Origin of the sequence: Paenibacillus taichungensis, assembly GCF_003287275.1 — a bacterium.
Lineage (GTDB): Bacteria > Bacillota > Bacilli > Paenibacillales > Paenibacillaceae > Paenibacillus > Paenibacillus taichungensis_A.
In genome coordinates this window covers 136,805-161,114 of record NZ_QEVW01000002.1, presented here as the reverse complement: position 1 = coordinate 161,114, position 24,310 = coordinate 136,805, and the positions used below count along the sequence as shown (strand labels likewise).

Below are 24,310 nucleotides of genomic sequence, written 5' to 3'. Positions count from 1 at the left end.
TTATATTCACGGTATAAAAAAACGATAAACAGGCTTGTTCAAAGAAGGATAATCCTCCTTCTGAACAAGCCTGTTTTGGTTAGCACGGTAACCTTCTGGCGTACCATTTAATGGTACGATGATATTCAAGTGATAGTCGCAAGTTATGGATTAAATACCTCGCTTAACATAGAAGAGACATGTTGATTGCCATTCCGCTGGTCATATTTGTCTGCGGCTGCTTTGGCATATCCGGCAAAATAGTCGGCCATTTTACGTAAATCCCCCGGGTCTTCTTCATAGGGAAATGAAGCAGGAAGCCGCAATCGGTATCCTGGAGATTCGTCAGCCCAGCGACGCAACAGTTGTGCCGCTCTGGCATAGAACATCATTTTGGCAAACGGATCTTCATGGTCCATCGCAAGCACTATATTTTCTTCCAGAACATCGATGCCCTTCGCCGGGTTAGTCCGTGCAAGATAATCCATCTGCTCAGCAAAGCTCTGCACAAAATCATTATGTCCTTTGATCATGCGATAGCCTTTGGCCTGATGTTTGTCAGCTTCATCAACCCTGCCAAGCCGGTATAGCGGCATCAAAATCTCCGATAAGGTCAGGTGCGGAATTTCGGCACAGCTCATTCTCCCTTTCAAAATGGGCTTCGCCGCTTCCAATACCTTCTCATCCTCACCTACCAGTATCCAGTAGCGCATGATCTCGTCCTGCTCACAGGCTTCACAATCACTCATAAAGTCACGGTCCATATTTCTGAACTTCGTATAGCTGGTACCGGCCTCCTCCAGCTCGCCAAGATCCATGGATATGCGGAACCGATAATACCAATACGAACGCTCGCTATACCCAAATGATTTGAAGCGACGTCCGAAGTCCTCCAGCAGCTCCATCATTTTATCGCGAGACACTTCCGGGAAGCTGGATAACTCGCCCAAAATCCATTTATACGACCACATTAACGTTTCTTCATCATAGCGTTCTGGCTGTTGATCAAACTTGCCCAGCTGCCAGGAAAAAGCAATTAGTGCTTTCATCGGATAACCGCAGAATGTCGCGGTCTCCACGATCTCTGAACGTGCTTCGTATGCTTCCTCCTCCATGCCATTCACATCGGCAACTCTTGCCGCTTCCTCCAGCATGCCAAGCTTTGCTGTTCCATTAGGCAGGCCATATGCCTCATCCATCAAATCCTCAAAATCCATTTCGGTCTTCATCAAGCATCCCCCTTGCGATCTGTATTCGCACGCAAACCCCAATCAATAAAGCGAACGATGCCCTGATTCAGCACCTCAAGCTCCTGCCGATTCATCGCATAATGCCCCATCATTAGTGCATTGACATACAACATCTCAATGGCAATCGGAGTCATTTGGGCATCCGGTGAAGTCAGGACCCGCTGAATAATTGGATTGCTGATGTTTAGGTACAGGGTCGAATAACCTGCGGAACTAATGCCGGATGACAATGATCCAAGGACAGAGGAGAATAATTCTGTACTCTCCTCACTTGCTTTTTCCAATGCACGCAGCGTGGAAGACTCCTGCGAGAGCGTGAACAGCACCGGCAAATCAGCTGGCTTGAAGCCCTTGACCTCTGCACGGCAGCGGAAACGTTGCAAAGCAGAGTCAGCAAGGCGCAAGGCATCATAATACTGATTCCGTTCAGCCGGCGGCACGTCGGTGAAACTCATGGATACCTCATCCGGCTGCAACCGCTGCGTCTGTACATGCTGCACCACTATCGGCAGCATGGCCATCAAATCGCTGTCATAGATGTATCCACCGTTGATGACCAGCATCGATTGGGCTGACGCGACATGATGAATCTGACGATACTCATCCACCGTGGTCGTGAAGTACAACGTCTCTCCCTCGCTCATCAACTCGCCCAGTTCCCGATGACCACGTGTACTTTCAAATGGAAGCCAGCGGTGAATCATGGCATAGAACTCCTGATCCTGCACAGCCAGTGCTTTCATGGACAGCGCATGCAGGCGAATCAGCTTTTGCAGCCGTTCCGTCTGGCTCTCAGCCATGTCGGCCAATCCTTTACGAAGGGCATCGCCAAGTTCAGAGCGAACTTCTTCCAGTTTTTCATTTTCATAAAAATGTTCCCGTGAAGCCGTTGGTTGAAGCTCGTCCGTCCAGATCAGACATTTCACGAAGAAGGCCCATTCCGGCAAAATATTCTCCGCCTTCTCCGAGATCAGCATTCTTTTCAGGTACACCCGATGAGAACGCTTGGCATTCAGATTAACTGCATGTGGGAGTACAAAAGCTATACCTCCTGTACGGCCTGAAGCCGTCGTCAGTGGAATGAAATCCTGAAACTTCTCCCCAAGCAATCGTTCACCAAAAGCCAGCACTTCCGCCCTGCGTCCACGTGCAAGCTCAGGCTCCATCAACCAGATCGGTGACTCGCTATTGACGTTATGTTGAACACTGTCGCTATGCAGGATGACTGGATAAGGCAGCAGCGCTCCATAATAGAACAAGGCTTCTTTAACATATTCCGTTTCAAAATAATGGGCTGCATCCGGCGTACACCGCAGATATACTTTTGTTCCCGGAGACAGCTGTGTCTCCAACTGTCTAATCGTATACGTACCGTCGGGCTTACCCCGCCACTCCATCGAAGGTCCACCCTTCGCGGATTGCGTCAGCATGACGATTTCATGGCTCACCATGAAACAGGACAATAATCCGATTCCGAATCGTCCGATAAACGAAGTCTCTCCATCCAGCAAGGCCTGCTGCCCACGCTTCGAGGATTGTCCGATCATCGCCAGAAACTCATGGATGTCAGCTTCAGTCAAGCCAATGCCGTTGTCCTCCACCATCATGGTTAACTGCTCGCCAGTTCCGGTCAGTTCCACACGAACTTCACCCTGGAATCCCGCTTCTGCCTCTGTTCGAGCTGTAATGGCATCAGTCGCATTTTGCATTAATTCACGTAAAAATACTTTAGGGCTGCTGTATAGATGGTTGGATAGAATCTGGATCATACCGCTCAGGTTCACCTGGAAGCGATACTCATTGGATGCTGTCATTTCGCTCACCTTCCTCTGGGTCAAACACATCGGATGCTTTCTAATGGAAGTGTTCATATGATGTGTTAGACGAATTAGTTATGTAATTACAAGAAATGAGGCGTTCCAGTGGATGGATACGCCAAGTAACGACGTCAAACCGGCCTTGGCTAACCAAGACCGGCGTTAGATGAATATTCAGGCATTCATGATATGTCAGAAGCCTTAAGTCTAATTACCACGTTATGGATGGCAATGAAACGGGATATTGCATCCTTTTAACCAGAATACATGGTATAGACCACTATGAAAACAAACCTGAGACCCGATTTCGCCGGACTTTAGGTTGAAGTTAATGCCCGCGTTTGGGACTAAAGACGTAGAGTTTTTATTTTTCGGCCCTCCATTTGAACGATATTGCTGATATAGACGTATAATCTCCAAACTCAGATCGGACGGTGAATGTACATGATTGAAGTTCGCAACATTTCCAAACAATTTAAAGTGCATCAGGCACTGAACGATGTAAGCTTCACGGTTGAACAAGGCAGCGTTACCGGGCTAATCGGGCCCAACGGTTCGGGCAAAACTACCCTGATCCGCATCATGAACGGCGTTCTTGGCGCTTCGGGTGGGCAAGTGAGCATTAACGGCCTTGATCCTTTCCGTGAGACGGAGAACGTATTAGCCATATGCGGCACACTAACCGAGCAGAGCGGATTGTATGAAAATATGAGTGGGCGTGACAATCTGATCTTTTTCGCTGAAGCTTTCGGTGTACAACATGCCAAAGCAAGGATTGACGAGCTCGTGGATCTGTTCGAATTGCAGGAATATCAGCATCGAAAAGTAGGCACTTACAGCACAGGGATGAAAAAACGCGTAGGTCTAGCACGGGTGCTTCTGCACCGTCCCTCCATTCTCTTTCTGGATGAACCAACCAATGGGCTTGACCCGGATGGGATTCAGATGGTCCTCCGAATCATCCGTCGGCTTAATCAGGAAGAACATATGACGATTCTAGTATCGTCTCATGTGTTATCCCAGCTATCGGCTGTGTGTGACCGGTATATTTTTATGGAAAAAGGGCGCAAGATTGAGGAAGGTACGGAGCAGGAGATCATCAACCGTTACCTGACCTCACCCCGGATTGAAGTTGAAGCGACCATGCCAAATGGCTGGCAAACGGTAGCAGGGTATACACCGGAGATGGTTTCCGCGAACAAAGCCGTTTTTCAGCTTCAAACCCGTGAAGATATTCCTTTGTTACTGCGACAATTGACTGAGCTTGGACAAGTCTATCAGGCCCGGATTACGGGCAGCGATCTGGAGAGTATTTATTTTGCCATTAGGGAGGCACACCATCATGAATAACAGACAAGCCATACGCGCACTTGTTCGCAAAGATATTCGAGCCATCGCAGCCAGCGTACAGCTCTGGTTACCCATGTTAATCGTTCCGCTGGTTATCGGTATCATTATGCCTGGCGTACTCATTTGGACAGCCTCAAAAATGGAACTTGCTTCCCTCGGCAATATGAGCTTCCTGCTTGATACGCTGGATAACCTAACCCATGTCGGGCGGATTCCGCAGCTTGCTTCGATGCCTACGGACAATCACCGTATTGTCTATTATCTTGCCTTGTACATGTTCGCGCCCCTGTTTCTCATCATTCCGGTGATGGCATCCAGTATTTTGACGGCCAACAGTTTTGCAGGAGAGAAGGAGCGCAAGACTCTGGAAGGTCTTCTGTTCACTCCGATGAGTATGGATACGTTATTTAAAGGCAAGGTGCTGGCTGCACTTATCCCTTCTCTGTTATTGTCCTGGATTACCTTCATTATCTACGGAATCATTGCCAATATCCTGATGTATCCCATGTTCGGGAAATGGATGTTTCCGAATCTGAACTGGATCATTCTCGTACTGTGGGTTGTTCCGGCGTGCAGTCTTGTGGTCATTCTGTTGAATGTACTAATCTCGGCGAAGGTACGTGGATTTCAGGAGGCCTATCAACTGGGGGGATTGGTTGTGATTCCATTGCTTGCCCTGATTGCTGGTCAAGCGAGCGGTATGCTGCTTATCAGTCCTCTCATGTTAATCCTGGTCGGAGCAGTACTTCTGCTCATCAGTTTCATTTTGCTTCGTCTGGTTACTTTGTGGAACAGTCGTCAACAGCTGGCTGAAAGTCAGATTTAGGCGGAATAGGGTTGAGATATGACGGCAGAAGATCTGATCTTCTGCCGTTTTTATCTGACTCAGATGTATAACATATTTTCCATAGTTTACCGATATAACATAAGGTGTTATTGTGTTAATTACATACATAAAGAAGAAGGGTGACGATTGATTTATGAACAAAGGGTCAACACGCTTGCAACGCACGGTTTGCACCTTGCTGCTGTTCACACTGATCGCAGCAGCAGTGCTTGGAGGAGGAGCCAATGCTCATGCAGCTTCCCTCAGCCAAACTACGGTATATTATGAGTCCGATGGTGTATTGTACAAAGTATCCGGCGACGGAAGCGGAACCACAGAGGTATTGCTTGATTTTGAAGGAGATGGTCTGTCTGCGGCGGGATCCTATCTCTATTACACCCGTTCCGAGTCTTCCACAACGCTACTTCGCGTTCCCAATGACGGTTCCAGCGATTCTGCTGAAACGTATGCGACAGATGTGTTGAGCTACTTTACGGATAATGGGTTTATCTATTATATGGACTCCAAAGGAACGATCTATCGTGCAAATGGTAATAGCGAAGCTTCCGCTGCCACCAAAATTGCAGACAAAGCGGATACAGATTTTCCGCTGCTCGCCGTAACGAAAGGCCGTGTATATTATAACGGGCTCGTTAATGGAAACCCATGGATCGTTTCCAAAGCATCCAATGGCAGCGGAGCAGTGCAACGAATTGCTGCTGGTGCAGTAGAAAGTCGTTATTTTATGAACGTGGCCAAAAACGAACTGCAACTGATGGTGAACACTGACCCGTATGAGCAGTACTACTCGACCAACGCCATTATCATGTACAAGGTAAACTACAATACAGGCAAAGGTACAGCTGTTAATCCAAAAGCAAAGCTGGACGTGAACGCTGTTTATGCTGGCGGCTGGGGCAACAATCTGTACGTGTATAATAAAGGCATTAAGCTGGACAGCAACAAGGATTATGATTATTCAACAGGCAAAGCCTTTGCATTGACCAGTTCTGGCAAAACACTTCAGATTCATAGTAAGAGTATCCGGGAGGTCAGCCCACTAGGTACAGATAAGGTTGTCGTTGTGGATGCAGACAAAAAGGCGTATGCCAAAACCATCGCCGGGAACAAGGTATCCAAATCTGCCAACCTGAATTTGAATAGCGTTACTTTCGTAACTGCTCAGCTGACCAACGGAACATCAGCTATTGCATATCTATCCGGTACAAATGGTCTTTATTCCGTGAGCACAGCCCTCAAAGTAACCAAGCTTGCTGGAGAGGAATGGGCAACGTTCCAGCTTCATGACGATGTTCCGGGCATGTTCTACATCAACGCAAATGATCTCTATCGTCTGTATCATGTGCAAACCAATGGCACAGGCAAAAAAGTGCTAAGCGACGTTTTCCTGGATGATATCCTGTTGGTCGTGCCAAACTAACCCACGCATGTGGGCATAGACTTATAGAGACATAAACTATCTCAACATTCTTGCTCCAAATAAAGAGGATAACCCAGAAGCCATCACGGATCTGGGCATCCTCTTTTTTTCATGTCCAAAACTATTTTTCAAAAACATCTTCCATATGAGAATGATTATTGTTATCATTAAGAAAATAAGACAAAAGGATGGTCCGTATGACTGAACAGCTTCCCTTCATTTCTGAAACCTCATCTCTACCGCTCCTCTCTTCCATGTGCCGTGTACGGCGCGGGGAGCATTTCCGTGTGCAAGGCAAGACGGTGTCCCGGCCCATGCTCTGTCTTATTTTACAAGGAGACGGTGTCCTGGTCCTGAACGATACAGTCTATAACGCCGAAGCCCATCAACTGTATGTTTTGAAGCCAGGAACAACGATTGAAGCGGCTGCACGCTCGGCTGTTACGGAGTTTATAATACTTAGCATGGATACGGTATGTTTGCAGCAAGTGCGCGGCCGATGGAAAATGTCCTCCTCCTCTGGCTTCCCGCTGGATTGGGAGACAGGCAGACTGATGGTTCGGCATGACCAACTGGCCACAGCACGATTTGAACAATTGTATGAAGCCTATCGCGGTGTTCACCCCGATCATTTTATCAGTATACATAGCCAGCTGCACGAGCTTTTGCAGTATCTCTCGGAGAACCGGCTTGAAGAAAATTATGAGAAAGTCGATCCGGCGCTTGAACGCAGCATTATGTATATGAGAAGGTTCATGAGTGAAGGAATCAGCATGGATCAACTGGCTAAAATTGCCGGATTGACGCCAAGCTCCTATTCTCGCAGTTTCAAGAAAGCTAAAGGCATGTCACCTACCGATTATCTAAATCGCTTACGGATTGACGAAGCCAAAAAACAGCTCAAGCAAGAGTCATGTGCACTCAAAGACGTCGCTGTCTCTGTTGGCTATGGCAATGAATATTATTTTAGCCGCAAATTCAAACAAACCTTGGGTATTGCACCCAGCCTATATATGAAAAAAGACCAAATTCGCGTGGCTACCGCGTCCAGGATTGGACTTCATGAGAACCTCTCTTCGCTAGGATTACATCCCGTAGCTGCAATGGACGGATTCCATGATCGGGAGCTTGATGAATTCGAGCAGCAGCAGCGGCTAGCCTTACAATTGGAGAAATTACGTCAGGCCAAGCCGGACCTGATTATCGGTGACTTTTATCATCAATCCTTTTACGATAAGCTCAAAAGTATTGCCCCTACAGTCATCCTGGATCAGACCCATGACTGGAAAGACAATCATTTACGTATAGCTGAACTGGTTGGACGAGATCAACAGGGCTTGCAGAATTTCAAACAGCTGGAGCTTCGCAACCTTGATATTGGGCTCCGTTTGAAGCATCATTTCGGGCAAGAACGTATTATGCTTATGCAGGTTACGAATCAGTCTATCCGGCTTCAGGATAATACCGAGCATCCATTATATCGCCTTATCTACGGTGAACTTGGACTGAACCCTGCACAGATCATATCTACAGATATAATTACTGATGAGTATGCGGCAGATAGCATCCCCATGCTGGACACGGATCATCTGTTGATTAACCGTGTTTCCAATGCTCCTGCCCGTGAGAAACTATTTCGGCGCATGAAACAAACCACTGCCTGGAATCGATCTCCTGCTGTCCTGAAAGGTAACGTACACGATATATCCGATTGGTCTGTACTATGCTGGTCCCCCAGCGGACGCCATCAGATCATGGACGAACTGGAACAGATCGTTCTACAGCTTGAGACCTTATCCCATGTCGGATTAATCGGACAATTGTAAAGCATATTTTTTTCTTCATTATAAATGTACAAGTGTACAACCCATCAAGACAAAAGAGCCCTTTCCTATTCGGAAAGGGCCCTTTGCTTTTGCTGTTATTAATGTTCCTTGATCTCTTCCTTCGGAACCAGTTTGTATATTTCCTCATCTTCCATGGTATCAATCAAGCGATCCAGCCATTTGTAGTAAGCCTCTGCTTGAAGCACCTTATGCTTGTCTTCCTTAAGAATGCGAAGAAGTTCAGCATCTGTTTGTTCATCCAAGTCGGCAATCAAACGATTCAGTTCATCAACGGATTTGCGCAGTACCTGAAGGTTACTCTCCACGGCTTTTCTCCATTTAATCACAAAATAATCCGTAAACGTCTGATGCCAGTCATACTCCACTTCATATAGGTCTTTCCGGGAGCCTTTGCTCCATACTTTATTCACCATTTTTAGATCCAGCAGTGTACGTACGCCGGTACTCATGCTCGTTTTGCTCATTTCCATTTCCCGGCCCATATCGTCAAGGGTCATAGGTTTGTCTGCAAAAAAAAGCAATCCATATAAGTGTCCCGTGGACAGCGTAACGCCGTAGAGATCCATATTACGCCCAATGGCTTCAATGACGCGTTTACGGATTCTAAGAACGGTTGCCTGCTGCTCCTCTTGTAAATGGTCCAAGCTCATGCTTGCAACCTCCATTCTGAACATTCCCAGTCTCGGCAAAATAATTGCAACTGTTTAAGATCCGGCTTACATGGGAAAGTATCCGGCAGGACATCCTATATGCCAACGGGCTTAAGGTTACCCCATGTATATCATGGGAGCTTTACCAAGTTGCAAACGCCTACGACTATCTTTTAACCAAAAGAAACTGCTTAGATTCAGCACATTTTCTATTGTAGAAAAAGCGATATCAAATGTAAAGGTGTCTTATTAGCCAGAATAAGGAGAATGACGGAGCATATGGACGGAAAACTTTGTACAGTTTTTACTGTACAAACATTATGTACTGTTTATTCAGTTGCTATACGGGTTAAGTATTGTTAGAATACAAAACGTTACCCAGAAAGACGGGAAGCGAAGCAACGATTACCGGATTTCGTGGCTGGGCGCACAAGTGTATGGGCTTGTGGATGCTGAAAGCCGTTCGAAGTGCACAACACATCAGAAGGGGTGAAAACATGACCATACTTGAAGTAAAGAATGTAAGTAAACTGTTTGGCCCCCAAACCGAGCAAGGTCTGCAATTACTGGAGCAAGGTTGGGGCAAAGAAAAGTTGGCCAAAGAAAAACAGATAACGGTTGGCGTCAACCGGGTCAACATGGAAATTCAGGAAGGTGAAATTTTCGTCATCATGGGACTGTCCGGAAGTGGTAAGTCTACACTTGTTCGAATGTTCAATCGTCTGATTGAACCGACATCGGGAGAGATTCTGGTCCATGGTAAAGATCTACGTAAGATGAATAAAGAACAATTGCGCGAAGTGCGTCGGAAAACGATCAGCATGGTGTTCCAAAAATTTGCGTTATTCCCGCACCGTACCGTTCTTGATAATGTGGAGTATGGACTCGAAGTTCAAAAGGTTGATAAAGATGAACGTCGGGAAAAAGCAAAAACCTCGCTTGAGCTTGTAGGCCTTAAAGGCTGGGAAGATAAAATGCCGGATGAGCTGAGTGGCGGGATGCAGCAACGTGTAGGTTTGGCCCGTGCGCTGGCGAATGACCCGGAAGTACTGCTAATGGATGAAGCATTCAGTGCACTTGATCCACTGATTCGTCGTGATATGCAGGATGAGCTGATTGAGCTTCAGGATAAAATGAAAAAGACCATTATTTTCATTACCCATGACTTGGACGAAGCGCTGCGCATCGGCGATCGTATTGCCCTCATGAAAGACGGCGCAGTCGTGCAGATCGGTACTCCGGAAGAAATCATGATTCAACCGGCCAACTCATATGTGGCCCGCTTCGTCGAAGACGTGGACTTGTCCAAGGTCCTTACCGCATCTCATGTTATGCGACGTCCTGAAACGATTACGCTTGACCGTGGTCCCCGTGTTGCCCTCGAATTAATGCGCGAACGTGGTATTTCCAACCTGTTTGTCATTGACCGTTCGAAAAAACTGCTTGGTGTTATCACAGCAGAAGATGCAACCCGCGCAATGCGCGAAAACAAAGTATTGAACGACATTCTGATTACGGATGGGCCGACTGTAGCGCCTGAAACCCTGATTCATGAATTGTTTGAAATTGTAAGTTCAGCCCATGTGCCGCTCGCTGTTGTTGGCGAAACTGGCCGTCTGCAAGGTGTTATCGTCCGCGGTGCCCTGCTTGGAGCACTAAGCGGTGAAGTTGCAGTAAAGGAGGAACTTGCGAATGATTCCCAAAATTCCACTAGCATCGTGGATTGAAGCGATTGTTGACTGGATGAGCTCCTCGCTCTCCGGATTATTTAAAGTCATTTCTGTTGTTATTCAGGAGGTTGTCGGATTTTTCTCCGGGCTGTTCATGCTCCCCCATCCGCTCCTGTTTATTGTAATACTTGGTGTATTGGCATACCTTGTTGGCCGAATACCACTAACCCTGTTTACGGTTATCGGTTTCTTGCTCGTAGATAACCTCGGATACTGGTCCCAATCGATGGATACTTTGGGCCTCGTTATTACGTCAGGATTAATCTCCATCCTGCTTGGTGTTCCCATTGGTATCTGGCTCGCATACAGCAAAACTGCAGCCCGGATTATTACACCATTGCTTGACTTTATGCAGACCATGCCTGCATTTGTCTACTTGCTGCCAGCGGTAACCTTCTTCAGCCTTGGTGTGGTTCCCGGTGTTATCGCGTCCGTCATATTTGCGATTCCACCAACGATTCGCCTGACTCACCTCGGAATTAAGCAGGTATCTGGCGAACTGGTCGAAGCAGCGGATGCGTTTGGTTCCACGTCCATGCAAAAGTTGTTCAAAGTACAGCTTCCACTCGCATTGCCTACCGTAATGTCAGGGATTAACCAAACCATCATGCTGTCGCTGTCCATGGTTGTTATTGCATCCATGATCGGTGCACAGGGTATTGGTGCGGAAGTGTACCGTGCGGTAACACAGTTGCAGATTGGTAAAGGTTTTGAAGCAGGTCTTGCTGTCGTAGTTCTTGCGATTGTACTTGACCGTTTCACTCAAAATCTGTTTATGCCAGGCCGCAAGAAAAGCTCACGCTTCTCAGCGAAACAAAAAGCCTGGATTACGGCTGCCGCAACATTCGTTGTGCTCGTAGCTGGTTTCTCACAATACTTTGTTGGCGGCAACAGTACTTCTGCCGGCGGTAACAACACTCCAGCGAATGCTGTAGGTGAAGAAGTCAATTATCAGATCATTGGTATTGATCCGGGTGCAGGCATTATGAAGTCCACTGCCAAAGCCATCGAAGATTATCATCTGACGGACTGGACCCTGATTGAAGGATCTGGTGCAGCGATGACTGCCACACTGGACAAAGCCATTAAAGCGGAAGAACCGATCATTATTACAGGCTGGACTCCGCACTGGATGTTCAATAAATATGATCTAAAATATCTGGATGATCCCGAGAAATCTTTCGGTGATGCAGAAGAAATTCACACCATCGCACGTAAAGGTTTAAAAGAAGATCACCCGGTTGCTTATGAATTCCTGTCCCGTTTCCAATGGACATCAGATGAAATGGGCGAAATGATGAGTGCCATTCAGAATGGTACATCTCCAGAAGAAGCCGCAAAAGACTACGCTGAGAAACATGCAGACCAGATTGACGAATGGACCAAAGGTCTGACGCCAGTTAACGGTGATGCATTTAAACTTAGCTACGTAGCCTGGGATTCTGAGATCGCTAGTACTAACCTGTTGAAATATGTCATGGAAAGCAAACTCGGCTATAAAGTTAACGCCCTGCAAGTTGAAGCTGGGCCTATGTGGACGGGTGTTGCCTCAGGCGACGTAGATGCCTCTCCAGCAGCTTGGCTGCCATTAACTCACGCTGACTACTGGGAACGTTACAAAGACCAGGTGGATGATCTGGGAGCCAACATGACCGGTGTACGCACTGGCCTCGTTGTTCCTGCCTACATGACAGACGTTAATTCGATTGCAGATTTGGAAACAGGTGCTTCTTCCTCTACTCCATCGGCGAATGCCAATGTGGGAAATGAAGTGAATCACCAAATTATCGGTATCGATCCAGGTGCCGGAATTATGAAATCCACAGCCAGTGCCATTGAGAAATACGGTCTGTCTGACTGGAAACTGGTTGAAGGTTCAGGAGCCGCAATGACAGCAACGCTGGATAAAGCGGTTAAGAATAAGGAACCGGTTATCGTTACCGGTTGGACACCGCATTGGATGTTCAACGCATATGACCTGAAATACCTGGACGATCCGGAAGGCGTCTACGGTGAAGCAGAACAAATTCATACCATTGCCCGTAAAGGGTTGAAGGAAGACAAACCTGTCGCTTATGAATTCCTGGATCGCTTCTCCTGGACACCTGAGGATATGGGTGAAATTATGGTCGCCATTCAAAACGGAGAAGACCCCCAAAAAGCCGCAGCAGCTTTTGCCGAGAAGCATAGCGACAAAGTGGCTGAATGGACCAAAGGTCTGACCCCGGTGAATGGAGATTCCATTAAACTGAGTTACGTAGCCTGGGACTCCGAGATTGCAAGTACCAACTTGCTGGAGTACATCCTGAAAGAAAAACTGGGTTACAAAGTAACTTCCCTTCAAGTTGAAATTGGTCCAATGTGGACCGGTATTGCCAATGGTGATGTCGATGCAACTCCAGCTGCATGGTTGCCACTCACCTCTGCAGATTATTTCAACAAATACAAGGATCAGATCGATGATCTCGGTCCAAATATGGACGGTGCCAAAACAGGTCTGGTTGTACCAACCTATATGGACATCAATTCCATTGAAGATTTAAAAGATAATTAAACCAGATTGAGATGGATAAACCTGAATTTGGCAAAAAGACCACCGAAATTTTTTCGGTGGTCTTTTTAATGAATGTAACTTTTCATAAGCTGCGTCATCGAACCTGCTGGAAGCCAAGTATACCTGAAGTGCCGTTAAAGTGGATTTTCTCCCTTTCAATGAAAAGCTTGGCTCCGGATGGGATCAGGAGTCAGCGACTCACACGCGATTGAAGCAGAGCATGTGCAAGCGCAACGAATCGAAGACGTCTTATTCAAGGATATGAAGTGACTCCAGAAATCTAAAGAACCTGAGACACGCTGTATCAGAAAAAAAAGTCGTTTATAGTGTTTTTGTCAGGAATTTCAGTAAATAACGTGTCTGGAGTTTCTTACTTTGTAAAAAGAAGAGCTGAAGGCAAAATAAGACGTCCCCGGTTTCTTAGATAATTTGTCCACACATTCCCAGGAGTAAACTGGCTTAGGCTTCAAGACTTTTTAAAAAGCTAACTTCCACACCCTAACTAACCTCGAAAATCTCAAGCATAAAGCTAAACGTACTAATCGTTACTTTCTACATTAAAGGCTGTGAAACTGAATTATGTACTCAGGCTCTACAATTTTTCTTTTCTTTCTTTTTCTACGCTTACCCAATCAGCAACAATAATACACCAATGGTAATCAGCACAATACCTAAAATACCATACACCACTCTTGCACCCTGACGTCCAATGGTTTTCACAAAGAGACCTGCTCTAAAACTCTTCATAAACCAATCCCAATTGTTGATTCCACCCAACAAACTGAAAATCCCTGCTGCAATAGCCAATAGTGCGATTAAAACCGGTTGATCTTGCATTTCAACACTCCTTCCATATAATCCTGTCTACTATACCTTCCTCTGGTAAAATTGAACAGCCATTAATTAGTAAAAAAACAGCTTGCAGATGTAGGTCTGCAAGCTGTTTTTCTTAGAGTAAAAGAGTTTAGCGTTTCAGGTTAAATTGGTTTTGGCTTCCTTTTCATAGAAAGATTGAATAGTCTTTATTACTTCGCCTGAAACTCACTCGCTGACATCAACAGAGTCACAACTTCAGCACGAGTTGCTTCAACAAGTGGGTTAAACAGGTTCTTGCCTGTGCCTTTCACCAGTCCTGCATCATATGCAGCTGCAATATAAGGTACGGCCCATGCAGGTACTTTATTCGCATCTGCAAAGGTTAATGTGGCATTCGATGCAACTGGAAGTCCGAGTGCTCTTACGAGCATAACCGTCATCTCTACACGGGATACTTTGCCGGAAGCACGGAACGTCTCATCCGTATAGCCACTAATGATCCCTTGTTCTACAGCTTGAGCAATAAAGGATTGTGCCCATGCTGGAATTTTGGAAGCATCCTTAAACGTCAACGCCTTGCTGCTGGCCGGAAGTTCAAATGCTCTTGCCAGCATGACAATGAACTCGGCACGTGTTGCCGGTGCATTTGGACGGAAATTACCGTCCTGATATCCATTTACAATTCCCCGGGAAATGGCCTGCTCAATGGCAGCTGCTGCCCAGTGATTGCCGATATCTTTCAAAGTCACACCCGGATTGGTCGGTGTAGTACCTCCTCCATTCCCATTACCCGGGTTGGAAGGTGTTGTAGGCGTCGTCGGATTTGTTGGATCTGTTGGTGTTACAGGTGTGGTTGGTGTGGTTGTACCTCCACCACTATTACCACTGCCCGGATTACTTCCATTATTCCCACCGCCATTACCAGGGTTGCTTCCATTCCCATCACCCGGAAGTGGAGCTCCCTTCAGATCGGTACTACGTCCTTCCGTTGTCTGGTTTACCGTACCTACACGGTCCAAATGTTCATGGAAGATTTCATAATCGACCAAATTCAGTTCATAGTACCGGTTGTCATCCTTCGCTGCTCTCATGGCGCGGTAAAAGTCTCCACCGTTAGCCATAAACGAGTTGGTAGCTACAATGTAGTATCCGTTCGGATCGATGTCCGTGTACGTGCCATTGGCATTCTTAATCTGTACTTTGAGCACGCGTTGACCGACTTGGGTCACCGTATTCGTTACCGCATCAATTTTCTCGCCAGGCTTCGTGGAGTCGTAGTAGAAACGCAGGCCTGAAACTTGCGGGAAGCGTCCTTCTCCTGTTTCCACGCCACTCACGCCATTTTCCAGCGCAGCCGTAATTTCCTTACCTGTCATTTTTAGCGCCGAAAGGTTGTTGCCGAATGGCATTACGGTTAACAAATCACCCAACGTGATATCTCCTGCTTGGAATGAAGCTCGAATGCCTCCACCGTTTTGGATAGCGACATATCCTTTAACGTCGTTTTCTTTCACAATGGATTTCACTTTCTCCAGCATGCCGTCTGTCATCAGATTCCCGAGGTTGGTTTCCTGCTTACGTACAGCGCCACGTTCTCCATCGAGGAATACATTTGTTTTACCGATAACTTCTTTTTTAAACTCAGCCAGAGGTTTAGCATAGCTTGCCAGTTTCTCTGCTGCTTCCTTATCATCTGCGTAAACATACTTACCGGTGGCATCCTTCGCATCCAGGTTAAGCAATTTGCCGTTCCATGTTTTAAGTACGCCTGCTTCGTTGAACGTTACATCCAGTTGACCCAGGGAAACGTCATATTCTCCCGTCTGTACAACCAGTGTCGGATCAGTGTGTGTATCTACAACTACCGGTTTGTTCAGAATGGTATGTGAATGACCACCCACTACGATGTCAATGCCTTCTACCGCTTCTGCCAGCTTCAGGTCTTCCGAGTACCCCAGATGCGTCAGCGCGATAATTTTGTTGATTCCTTCATCTTGCAGCATGTTCACTGTCGCCTGAGCACTTGCTTTGTAATCCTTAAAGGTCAAATCATCTCCCGGTGAGGACAGAGATACGGTATCCGGTGTCGTCAATCCAAAGATTCCGACTTTCTCGCCGTTTACTTCCGTAATAATGGCCGGGTAGATTTGGGAATTCTCGCCTGGATTTCCGATGGTACTGTTGTACAGGCTGCCCAAACTCGCATCCTTGGTATAGTCAATATTGGCACTCACAAATGGGAATTCCGCTTGTTCAATAAATTCCTTGAGTACGCTTGGGCCTTTATCAAACTCGTGATTTCCGAAGGTCATGGCATCGTATCCGATCATGTTCATGAACTCCAGATCCGCCAGACCGTTAAAGAGGTTAAAGTACAATGTACCCGAGAATACGTCCCCTGCATCCAATACCAGGGTGTTATCATTGTGCGTTTCCTTAATCGCTGTTACACGGCGCGGGATGTTATCCAAATGCGCGTGTGTATCATTGGTGTGCAATACACGCAGGTTGAAGTCACCTTCTTCTGCTGTGCTTCCAATGCTCAGCTGCGCGAGCAGCGGATCATGGTCACTGACCCGACCATGGGAATCTTCAAAATCAGCATTCACATGAACCGCTTCGATAGCAGCAGTTTCGGACAGTTTTTTACTCACCAGAATGTGATCCAGTGTCTGAGAGTTTCCGTCATAGATGTAGGAATAACGCTTATTCTCTGGCAGTTTGTTTACCAGATTGTCCAGTTCATTACCTTCAACAATATTCAATGTTTTGGAGAACTGGAAGTCATTGAAGTCGCCAAGAACAGCAACATTCACCTCAGGGTCTTTACTTAGCAGTTCTTTAACAAAACTATTTACAGCAGTTGCCTGTCGTGCACGTTGAATTTCACTACTTCTTGTCGCAGGCTGTATGCTTCCGTAAGGCTTCAGATCGCCGCCTTTGGAATTCAGATGATTTGCAATCACAACAACACGTTCTCCATTGAACTCAAATTCAGCAGCGAGCGGCTTACGCGAGCTTGTAAAAGCATCGTTTGTTGGATCAATCCTTCCAGGATTAAGGGACAAACTCCCGTCTGTTTCCACTTGGATTCCCGTTACTGCGTCCCCTTTATTTCCTTGTTTCAGAGTTACACGTGACTCATTGTATAAGAATCCTACACGAATGTTCCCCCCCGGAGCTCCACCATCCTTATTGTTTTCTGGAGCAATATCCGTGTATTTATAGGTAGGACCGCCTTTAGATGCAATAGCATCAATCAGGGTTTGGAAACTTGCATCAGCAGCAGTTGTTCCACTGTCTGTAGCTCCATCATTATCTTGTACTTCCATTATGCCAATAATATCCGGATTCTTTAGATTATTGACTACAATCCCACCGATTTTGACAGCTCTCGCTGCATCCTTCTTACTGAAATTTTCCACATTAAAAGTTGCAATTGTCAACTTACCGTCGGCCTGTTGTATCGTCGTTGTTGCTTGCTCAAGCCCCCCTGAAGTGATGACTGGAAGATTCCCCTCTGGATTAACCTTGAAATTACCGTTGGAATACGTCATAACACCTTTGACGGACTCAGTAAGCTTGTCACCAGTTTTGACCGCCTGAGAGGGCTTTTTGTTAATGAACAATCGTTGCGGATTGAGGGCACTCTCGTAAGGTTCTGTACTATCCGCAGTTAGGATAACGCCTCCTGCTGGTGTGCGTACTGGGTTATTCAGACCATTGTCAACGACAACTGCTAGACCCGGTTCACTGGAATATGGACCAATAATTGTTGCATTATCAAGTTGCACTCTCATGCCTTCCAAACTCTCATAAAAATCGATCGCATCCGTTTCCGGGTTAAACTCCCCGAACTGATCTGAATCAATTACAGTAGGGATGATTCGACCGTTAGTTCCCAGAATCACAGGTTCAGGAAGTTCTTGATTGTTGTCTTCAACCGTAATTGTTGTTGCAACGATCTCTGTCGTAGACAGCTCAGTCGTCGCTGTCGCATATTCTTTGACTTGACCCGACACCTTAACCTTGTTGCCTACTGTCATTCCATGAGATGACTTATAGATGAGTATACCTTCGGATGTTTTCACATCGTCATCTTCCATTCCAGGAATCTCCTGTATATAGAAGGAGCTTGCATTTACAACATAAGTCACAATTCCTTCGACATTCTGAACAGCTAAACCATCGTACAAAGAGTTATGGGAAGCTCCTTGAATATCATGGATTCTAAGATTGTCCAGTTCATGAAGAACTTTATAAGTAAAGGTATATACCCCACTCGTACTTCCACCCGATACAGCAATCGCTTTTACAATCGTGTCCTCGTTTACTGTAATCGGAACACTGTACTTTGTGGATGTTGGGGTTGGTTCAGTGCCATCAACCGTATAATAGATTTCTGCTCCTGCCGTTGGCGAGGACAATGTCACTGTTGATCCTTTGACAATACCGCCTGATGAAGCACTGGCTGTAACAGAGAGCAAATTTTCGACAACATCCGATGTTGTACGTGGAATCAGTTCAAGACCATAACTTGTATGGTAGGTCATAACTCCTGTCACTTTTTCATATGTTTTGCCTGTTGCCAGTGCAGTAGGGCTATTTTTGGCATAGATCGTGATCTCTCCACCATCGGTATCTGTCGCATAAAAGGTGGAACTGCTGCTTCTTGTCACTGTAACAGCGTTGACTTCGACAAGCATCCCTTCGTAAATGCCACCTGTACCCTTTCCTCCGCCTTCAGCAGGTGTAAAGTCTTTGGATGTCAGTGTAACGGGTTCAGGGATATCTTGCGTTTTATCTAAGACCTTAATATAACCGCCTGGAAATCCGGTCTTGTCCTTCTCTACCTGAAGCAAACCGTTATAAATCGTCAGCGGACCATAAGCTTCAATACGATCGCCCCGCTCCACGGTGGCGTCTGTTCCACGAATGACGATTCCTGCATGATCATCCTGAATGTACAGATTCGCCAATCCTCCGGATTCTTCGCGATAAGTTACAATCCCTTGTACAGTAACCGGTGTATTCTCAGATTTAGTTCTTGCTTCGGAGATTGAAATGGGACTGTTGTCGACTATGGTGTAGTCAAGAAGCGTAATATCGCTATCCATTAATCCACTTTTGTGTGCATAAGCTTCAATGTGAATCGTATCATTCACTGTGATGGGCACTGTATATGGAAGAAATTCATTATCATCATTTAATTTATAGTATACGGCGGCACCAACTGTAGTTGTTGCCAATTTAACCTCTGTGCCTGCCGGCACAGCTCCAGAGGATGGATTAGCTGTAACGTTTACCACCTTGGTTTCTGGCGTCTCATCAATCAATTGGAAAATGGTCGAAGTGGTACTTTTAATCCCGTTAACAGTAAAATATGTTTCCAATGTAGCACCGTTAATTCGAACTTTGGAATGATATAAGGATGTATTGCTTTGTAGACCAAAAGTGCTGCGGGGAGCATTTGTGGGTACTTGTACTGGCATCATTTTGCTTACATCTGTTTCATCAGGACGATCTGCCAGTGCAAAATTTGTGTCAGAAGTAAACGGAGGATTTAGCTGGATAGAGGTTCCACTGTTATAGTAACCAACAACATATCCTTCAACAGTCGCTGTAGATTTGTCAGAATTCTTTGCCTGTGCCTGAGCAACCGTTAACGGCTCATCCGCCGCAGCTGCCTTACTGCTGAACAATCCAGCCGGAATGGCACCCGTGATAAGCAGAACCATGGCCAGGAACAACCTGAGCCACCTCTTCATTTGCAGAACATGCATCTTTTACCTACCTCCATTTTTTAAATTCGTAATCATTTGTTCATGAAATTTGTACATTAGTTCAAATATAAGATAACTGAACTTTTATTACATGTAAATAATATTCTTTTGAAATGATATAAAATAGAACACAAACATCACAAAATTGATAATAAAAAAATAAAAACAAGTAATAAATTGCTATTTTTCAGCTTTAACATGTCATATACATTACTTAAATAGTGAATCATTGTGTATAACAGCCTATTTAGAGTCACTTAAACTAACATAATAAAAATAAAATCTCTGTATTCGACATTTATTGATAGATATCCCCATAGCCAATTCACCTTAAATTGATTATGTTCAAGATCTTCTCACAGCAAAACGATGCGACAGTCAGGGTTGACCATCGCATACGTCTCACTCATTTTGACATCCTAAGTTAAGTCATTTATCTCAACTTCCCTAGCCCCGGCCTAAGGTTTGTCCTGCTGCAAGTCAGCATGTTACTTCTTCACCGTGCTGTTATACTGTGCAATCTTGTCTGTAATTTGCTTCGCTGCTGCATCCAATACGTCTTGTGGTGTACCTTGTCCATTCAGAACTGTCTCGATCGCTCCTTCGACAATTTGACGGGCTTCGGGGAATACACCCATTACGGCCCCGGATGTTGCTGTCGAATCAGCAGAAGCGTGCAATTGGTCGACTGCTGTCTTGAATTGCGGGTACTTCGCCATATTATCCTTTAATACTTGCTCATCGTAGGCTGCTGTCGTAATAGGGAAGTATCCTGTCGCAACACTCCAGTTGGCTTGCACCTCAGGTGTAGCCAGGTACTTGATGAATTCCCAAGCGGCTTGCTGTTGAGCTTCAGATTTGTTGTTCATGATATACAAGCTTGCGCCACCAACAACGACGCCGCCTTCTTTGGCATCTGCTGGACGTGGCAGGAAGCCTGTTCCCAGCTCAAACTTACCGCCAGCACCCTCTACAATTTTGCGCAATCCAGCGGTGGAATCTAGCGTCATACCGATTTGTTGTGCTGTAAATGCAGCGGTTGTATCGTCCGTGCTACGTCCCAGATTGGAGACGGTTTTCTCGTCCATCATCTTTTTCCACCACGTCAAAGTCTTCACACCAGCTTCGGAGTTCAGCATGGATTCCGTCGCTGCACCGGTTCTTCCGTTACCGTTGTTTACATAATCTGCATTCTGGTTTGCAAAGAACTGTTCCATAAACCAACCATAGATCGCCATGGACGCACCGGGTTTACCGTCTTTCGCCAGTGCTTTGGCTGCTTGTTCAAACTCTTCGTATGTCTTAGGCGGGTTCTCCGGGTCCAAACCAGCTGCTTTGAACATGTCCTTGTTGTAATACAGAATTGGGTTCGATGTGTTGAACGGCATGGCGTTCAATTTGCCATCAATAGTGTAATAACGAATGATATTCGGCTCCAGTTGGGACAAGTCGAATTTGTCTTTATCGATAAATTGCTGAACTGGTGTAATCATACCGGAATCGATCATGAACTTGCTGCCGATCTCGTACACCTGGATAATGTCCGGACCACTGTCCGATCCCATGGAAGCTTTAAGTTTGTTCAGGCTCTCATCATATTTCCCCTGGTAGATTGCCTTCACCTGAATGTCCGGGTGACTTGCGTTGAAATCGGAAGCGAGTTGATTAATGGCTTTCTCCCCTGCACCAGACATCGAATGCCACCATGTCAGTTGTATCGGTTCAGCAGCTGCAGGATCTGCCTGCGCTCCGCCCGTTGTGCTTGTCGTTTCGGTTTTTCCGCCGCAAGCGGACAATACCAGCATAAGTGCAGCCAACATCAATGCAAATGTTCCTCTTTTTTTCAAACGAAACCCGATCATAATCGCTCTCCTTTTTTATGGCTCACTTCACAATAAGTGCTTACGTTCTGCAAGGTGGCCGTTCCGGTTACGAATCGTTCTTTCGATCGCTGTTGTCTCCATATTTTTTTGAATTAGTTTTTAATTGTTTAAATTCCGGAGACAAAGGCGAACGCTAACGCTTCTACAGAATCGATTTCGTCCCCTTCACTGCTTTTGCAGCCTTGAAAGACTTATTTCAAGAGTGAGCCTTGTTTATTCGCTCCTGGGTATCCAAACCGCCAACCGTTTAAATCTTTACAACAAACCATACTCCTACTAACCCTTTAGCGCGCCTGCGGCCATACCGCGGACAAGCTGTTTCAAGCCGAAGACCAGAAGCAGCAGCGACGGTAAAATAACAAGCGCTGTGCCGGCAAACACCAGATTCCATGCTGTGGATTCCTGGAACTCCAGCATCGAGATTCCGATCTGTACCGTCCTCATCTCTGGCGTATTCGTAACGAGCAGCGGCCACAGATAGGAGTTGTACATGCTCAGGAACGAATAGATGGCCAAGGTTCCAAGTGCCGGGCGGGACAATGGCAGGACATGGGATACAAAATACCGGATATGCCCACAACCATCGATCTTCGCCGCTTCAAACAGCTCTTTGGGCAGCTGCATGAAGAATTGTCTCAGCAGGAATGTACCGAACGCTGTTGCCAGGAACGGAATAGTCAGTCCCTGGTACGTATCGAGCCAGCCCCAACTGCGCACCGTCAGATAGTTCGGGATCATGGTGACTTCCCAAGGAATCATCATCGTCGCCACAAACATGCTAAAGATGACGTTCTTGCCCTTAAACTCCATTTTCGCGAATGCATAGGCTGCCATGCTCGCTGTGACAAGCTGACCAAGCATCGTCAGCCCTGCCACCAGGAACGTATTACCGATAAACGAACCAATCGGAACGATATCGAATACTTCCGTGAAATTGGACAAGTCTATCGATTGAGGGATGATATGAGGCGGATACGCACTGGCATCCTCCGGTGTCATGACCGCCATGAAAAAGGTGTACAGCACCGGATACAGTACAAGTGCCGCACAGATTGTAAGCAGCACATACAGCAATGTTTTGGTCCATGGTGTTCTCATTGGTAATGCACTTTCCTTTCCACCCATTTGAACTGAATCAGGGTCAGCAGCATAATGACCGCGAACAGGATAAGCGCCTGCGCACTGCCCGTCCCGAAGCGGAAATTAACAAAAGCTTCCTGATAGATGGAATATACGAATACATTGGTACTATCCATCGGGCCGCCACGGGTTAGAATGTTGATCTGACCAAATGATTGGAACGCACCAATGATCGATACAACGGTGACGAAAAACAGGGTTGGCGACAACAGTGGCATCGAGATTTTGCGAAAAGTAAGCAAAGGACCTGCACCATCAATCTTCGCGCTCTCATAAATTTCCTCCGGGATGCCCTGTAATCCGCTGGATAGAATAATGTAATTGAATCCGAGGTTCATCCAAATCGTCATAATGGAGATCGATATTAAGGCCCAATCCGGGCTGGTCAGCCAGGGAATCGGATCGATCCCAACTTTTCCTAATAAATAATTCAGCATACCCAAGGTCGGATGGAAAAGGAACTTCCAGATGACCGCCGATGAACCGACAGACAATACCACAGGCAGAGAGAATACAAACTGAAATATACGCATTCCCTTGAAACGGTTGTGTGTTAATGCCGCTAGAATCAGAGCTGCCAGCATGCCCGTTGGCACGGTGAACAGGACAAATAGTAACGTCACTTTCATGCCTTGCAGGAACAGTCCGGACTGGAATACCGCTTTGAAATTGTCCAATCCCACATAAGCTGCAATCTGTCCGGTAGGGTCAGTGGAATGCAGACTCAGGTACACCGACTTGAACATCGGATAAAACAGAAACACTGCAAATAAAAGCAGCGATGGTGCCAGGAAACCATAGGCCAGCATATTCTCCCGTATTCGCTGCACACGCAGCGAAGCTGTCCGGCGCTGACTCGTGCCCCATACGCGCCGTCTGGCAGCAGGCAAGCCGATCCGGTTGTCAAGCTCACTCATCGGATTTTCTTCCCCCTTGATCTACGCATTCGGAGTGTGAACTTCATCACCCACATTAACTAGTGTAAAAGCCAACTGTTACAGCAGCATCTGTTCTGAATCAACACAGCGTTAATCGTGGACAAGCGACTTTACCAAACAAAGGACGTTGAATAGACTTCAAAACAAAAACAGCAAACAGCAAAAAACCGCAAGAACTCCCTTGATTCGGGAATGTTCGTGCGGTTTTGTGTGTTAAGGGAAGATGAACAATGATTAGATATCAATTCAATAAATTTAACAGAAAACTGGATATTTAATGTTAACGCAAAATGTTCGGTTGAATTC

14 protein-coding genes are annotated in these 24,310 nt (G+C 46.2%); 6 read left to right on the top strand and 8 right to left on the bottom strand.

Annotated features, from left to right (window positions below; translation table 11 throughout):
• Positions 1–143: 143 nt before the first annotated feature.
• Positions 144–1,208, bottom strand: coding sequence for a hypothetical protein (locus DC345_RS03040; protein WP_113051854.1), 1,065 nt, complete (start codon positions 1,206–1,208; stop codon positions 144–146).
• Positions 1,208–3,043, bottom strand: coding sequence for an HSP90 family protein (locus DC345_RS03035; protein WP_113051853.1), 1,836 nt, complete (start codon positions 3,041–3,043; stop codon positions 1,208–1,210). Before DC345_RS03035 ends, DC345_RS03040 begins: the two co-directional genes overlap by 1 nt.
• A gap of 447 nt (positions 3,044–3,490) precedes the next feature.
• Between DC345_RS03035 and DC345_RS03030 the strand changes: the two genes are divergently transcribed.
• The 4 genes from DC345_RS03030 (at position 3,491) to DC345_RS03015 (ending at position 8,489) form a co-directional block, all read left to right on the top strand.
• Positions 3,491–4,396: an ABC transporter ATP-binding protein gene (locus DC345_RS03030; RefSeq protein ID WP_181586462.1), complete on the top strand. Its 906-nt coding sequence runs from the start codon at positions 3,491–3,493 to the stop codon at positions 4,394–4,396.
• The gene (locus DC345_RS03025; RefSeq protein WP_113051851.1) at positions 4,389–5,222 is read left to right on the top strand and encodes an ABC transporter permease subunit; all 834 of its coding nucleotides are present in this window, start codon (positions 4,389–4,391) and stop codon (positions 5,220–5,222) included. Before DC345_RS03030 ends, DC345_RS03025 begins: the two co-directional genes overlap by 8 nt.
• A 154-nt stretch (positions 5,223–5,376) precedes the next feature.
• Positions 5,377–6,663 (top strand): DUF5050 domain-containing protein, encoded by a 1,287-nt coding sequence (locus DC345_RS03020; protein WP_113051850.1) that lies wholly within the window; start codon positions 5,377–5,379, stop codon positions 6,661–6,663.
• A gap of 197 nt (positions 6,664–6,860) precedes the next feature.
• Positions 6,861–8,489: a helix-turn-helix domain-containing protein gene (locus tag DC345_RS03015; protein ID WP_181586461.1), complete on the top strand. Its 1,629-nt coding sequence runs from the start codon at positions 6,861–6,863 to the stop codon at positions 8,487–8,489.
• 98 nt (positions 8,490–8,587) lie between these two features.
• Here DC345_RS03015 and DC345_RS03010 read toward each other — a convergent pair whose 3' ends face one another.
• Positions 8,588–9,160, bottom strand: a complete 573-nt coding sequence (locus DC345_RS03010; protein WP_113051848.1) for a GbsR/MarR family transcriptional regulator — start codon at positions 9,158–9,160, stop codon at positions 8,588–8,590.
• 497 nt (positions 9,161–9,657) lie between these two features.
• Between DC345_RS03010 and DC345_RS03005 the strand changes: the two genes are divergently transcribed.
• Positions 9,658–10,887: a quaternary amine ABC transporter ATP-binding protein gene (locus tag DC345_RS03005; protein WP_113051847.1), complete on the top strand. Its 1,230-nt coding sequence runs from the start codon at positions 9,658–9,660 to the stop codon at positions 10,885–10,887.
• Complete coding sequence (locus tag DC345_RS03000) at positions 10,853–13,444, top strand: glycine betaine ABC transporter substrate-binding protein (protein ID WP_113051846.1); 2,592 nt, start codon at positions 10,853–10,855, stop codon at positions 13,442–13,444. Before DC345_RS03005 ends, DC345_RS03000 begins: the two co-directional genes overlap by 35 nt.
• Positions 13,445–14,068: 624 nt before the next feature.
• Here the strand turns inward: DC345_RS03000 and DC345_RS02995 are convergent.
• The 5 genes from DC345_RS02995 to DC345_RS02975 form a co-directional block, all read right to left on the bottom strand.
• The gene (locus tag DC345_RS02995) at positions 14,069–14,281 is read right to left on the bottom strand and encodes an immunity 17 family protein (RefSeq protein ID WP_053781663.1); all 213 of its coding nucleotides are present in this window, start codon (positions 14,279–14,281) and stop codon (positions 14,069–14,071) included.
• 188 nt (positions 14,282–14,469) lie between these two features.
• Positions 14,470–19,998: a 5'-nucleotidase C-terminal domain-containing protein gene (locus DC345_RS02990; protein ID WP_181586460.1), complete on the bottom strand. Its 5,529-nt coding sequence runs from the start codon at positions 19,996–19,998 to the stop codon at positions 14,470–14,472.
• 533 nt (positions 19,999–20,531) lie between these two features.
• Complete coding sequence (locus tag DC345_RS02985; RefSeq protein WP_113051844.1) at positions 20,532–21,905, bottom strand: ABC transporter substrate-binding protein; 1,374 nt, start codon at positions 21,903–21,905, stop codon at positions 20,532–20,534.
• Between the two features lie 297 nt (positions 21,906–22,202).
• Complete coding sequence (locus tag DC345_RS02980; RefSeq protein WP_064640050.1) at positions 22,203–23,024, bottom strand: carbohydrate ABC transporter permease; 822 nt, start codon at positions 23,022–23,024, stop codon at positions 22,203–22,205.
• On the bottom strand, positions 23,021–23,875 hold the full coding sequence (locus DC345_RS02975) for a carbohydrate ABC transporter permease (protein WP_397333624.1): 855 nt from the start codon (positions 23,873–23,875) through the stop codon (positions 23,021–23,023). Before DC345_RS02975 ends, DC345_RS02980 begins: the two co-directional genes overlap by 4 nt.
• Positions 23,876–24,310: the final 435 nt, after the last annotated feature.

Bases quoted from the DNA above. Each gene is read 5' to 3' on its own strand.
- DC345_RS03005 (WP_113051847.1), top strand. From the start codon at position 9,658: ATGACCATACTTGAAGTAAAGAATGTAAGTAAACTGTTTGGCCCCCAA.
- DC345_RS02980 (WP_064640050.1), bottom strand. From the start codon at position 23,024: ATGAGAACACCATGGACCAAAACATTGCTGTATGTGCTGCTTACAATC.
- DC345_RS03015 (WP_181586461.1), top strand. From the start codon at position 6,861: ATGACTGAACAGCTTCCCTTCATTTCTGAAACCTCATCTCTACCGCTC.
- DC345_RS02995 (WP_053781663.1), bottom strand. From the start codon at position 14,281: ATGCAAGATCAACCGGTTTTAATCGCACTATTGGCTATTGCAGCAGGG.
- DC345_RS02975 (WP_397333624.1), bottom strand. From the start codon at position 23,875: ATGCTGGCCTATGGTTTCCTGGCACCATCGCTGCTTTTATTTGCAGTG.
- DC345_RS02985 (WP_113051844.1), bottom strand. From the start codon at position 21,905: ATGATCGGGTTTCGTTTGAAAAAAAGAGGAACATTTGCATTGATGTTG.
- DC345_RS03000 (WP_113051846.1), top strand. From the start codon at position 10,853: ATGATTCCCAAAATTCCACTAGCATCGTGGATTGAAGCGATTGTTGAC.
- DC345_RS03020 (WP_113051850.1), top strand. From the start codon at position 5,377: ATGAACAAAGGGTCAACACGCTTGCAACGCACGGTTTGCACCTTGCTG.
- DC345_RS03035 (WP_113051853.1), bottom strand. From the start codon at position 3,043: ATGACAGCATCCAATGAGTATCGCTTCCAGGTGAACCTGAGCGGTATG.
- DC345_RS03010 (WP_113051848.1), bottom strand. From the start codon at position 9,160: ATGAGCTTGGACCATTTACAAGAGGAGCAGCAGGCAACCGTTCTTAGA.
- DC345_RS03040 (WP_113051854.1), bottom strand. From the start codon at position 1,208: ATGAAGACCGAAATGGATTTTGAGGATTTGATGGATGAGGCATATGGC.
- DC345_RS02990 (WP_181586460.1), bottom strand. From the start codon at position 19,998: ATGGTTCTGCTTATCACGGGTGCCATTCCGGCTGGATTGTTCAGCAGT.
- DC345_RS03030 (WP_181586462.1), top strand. From the start codon at position 3,491: ATGATTGAAGTTCGCAACATTTCCAAACAATTTAAAGTGCATCAGGCA.
- DC345_RS03025 (WP_113051851.1), top strand. From the start codon at position 4,389: ATGAATAACAGACAAGCCATACGCGCACTTGTTCGCAAAGATATTCGA.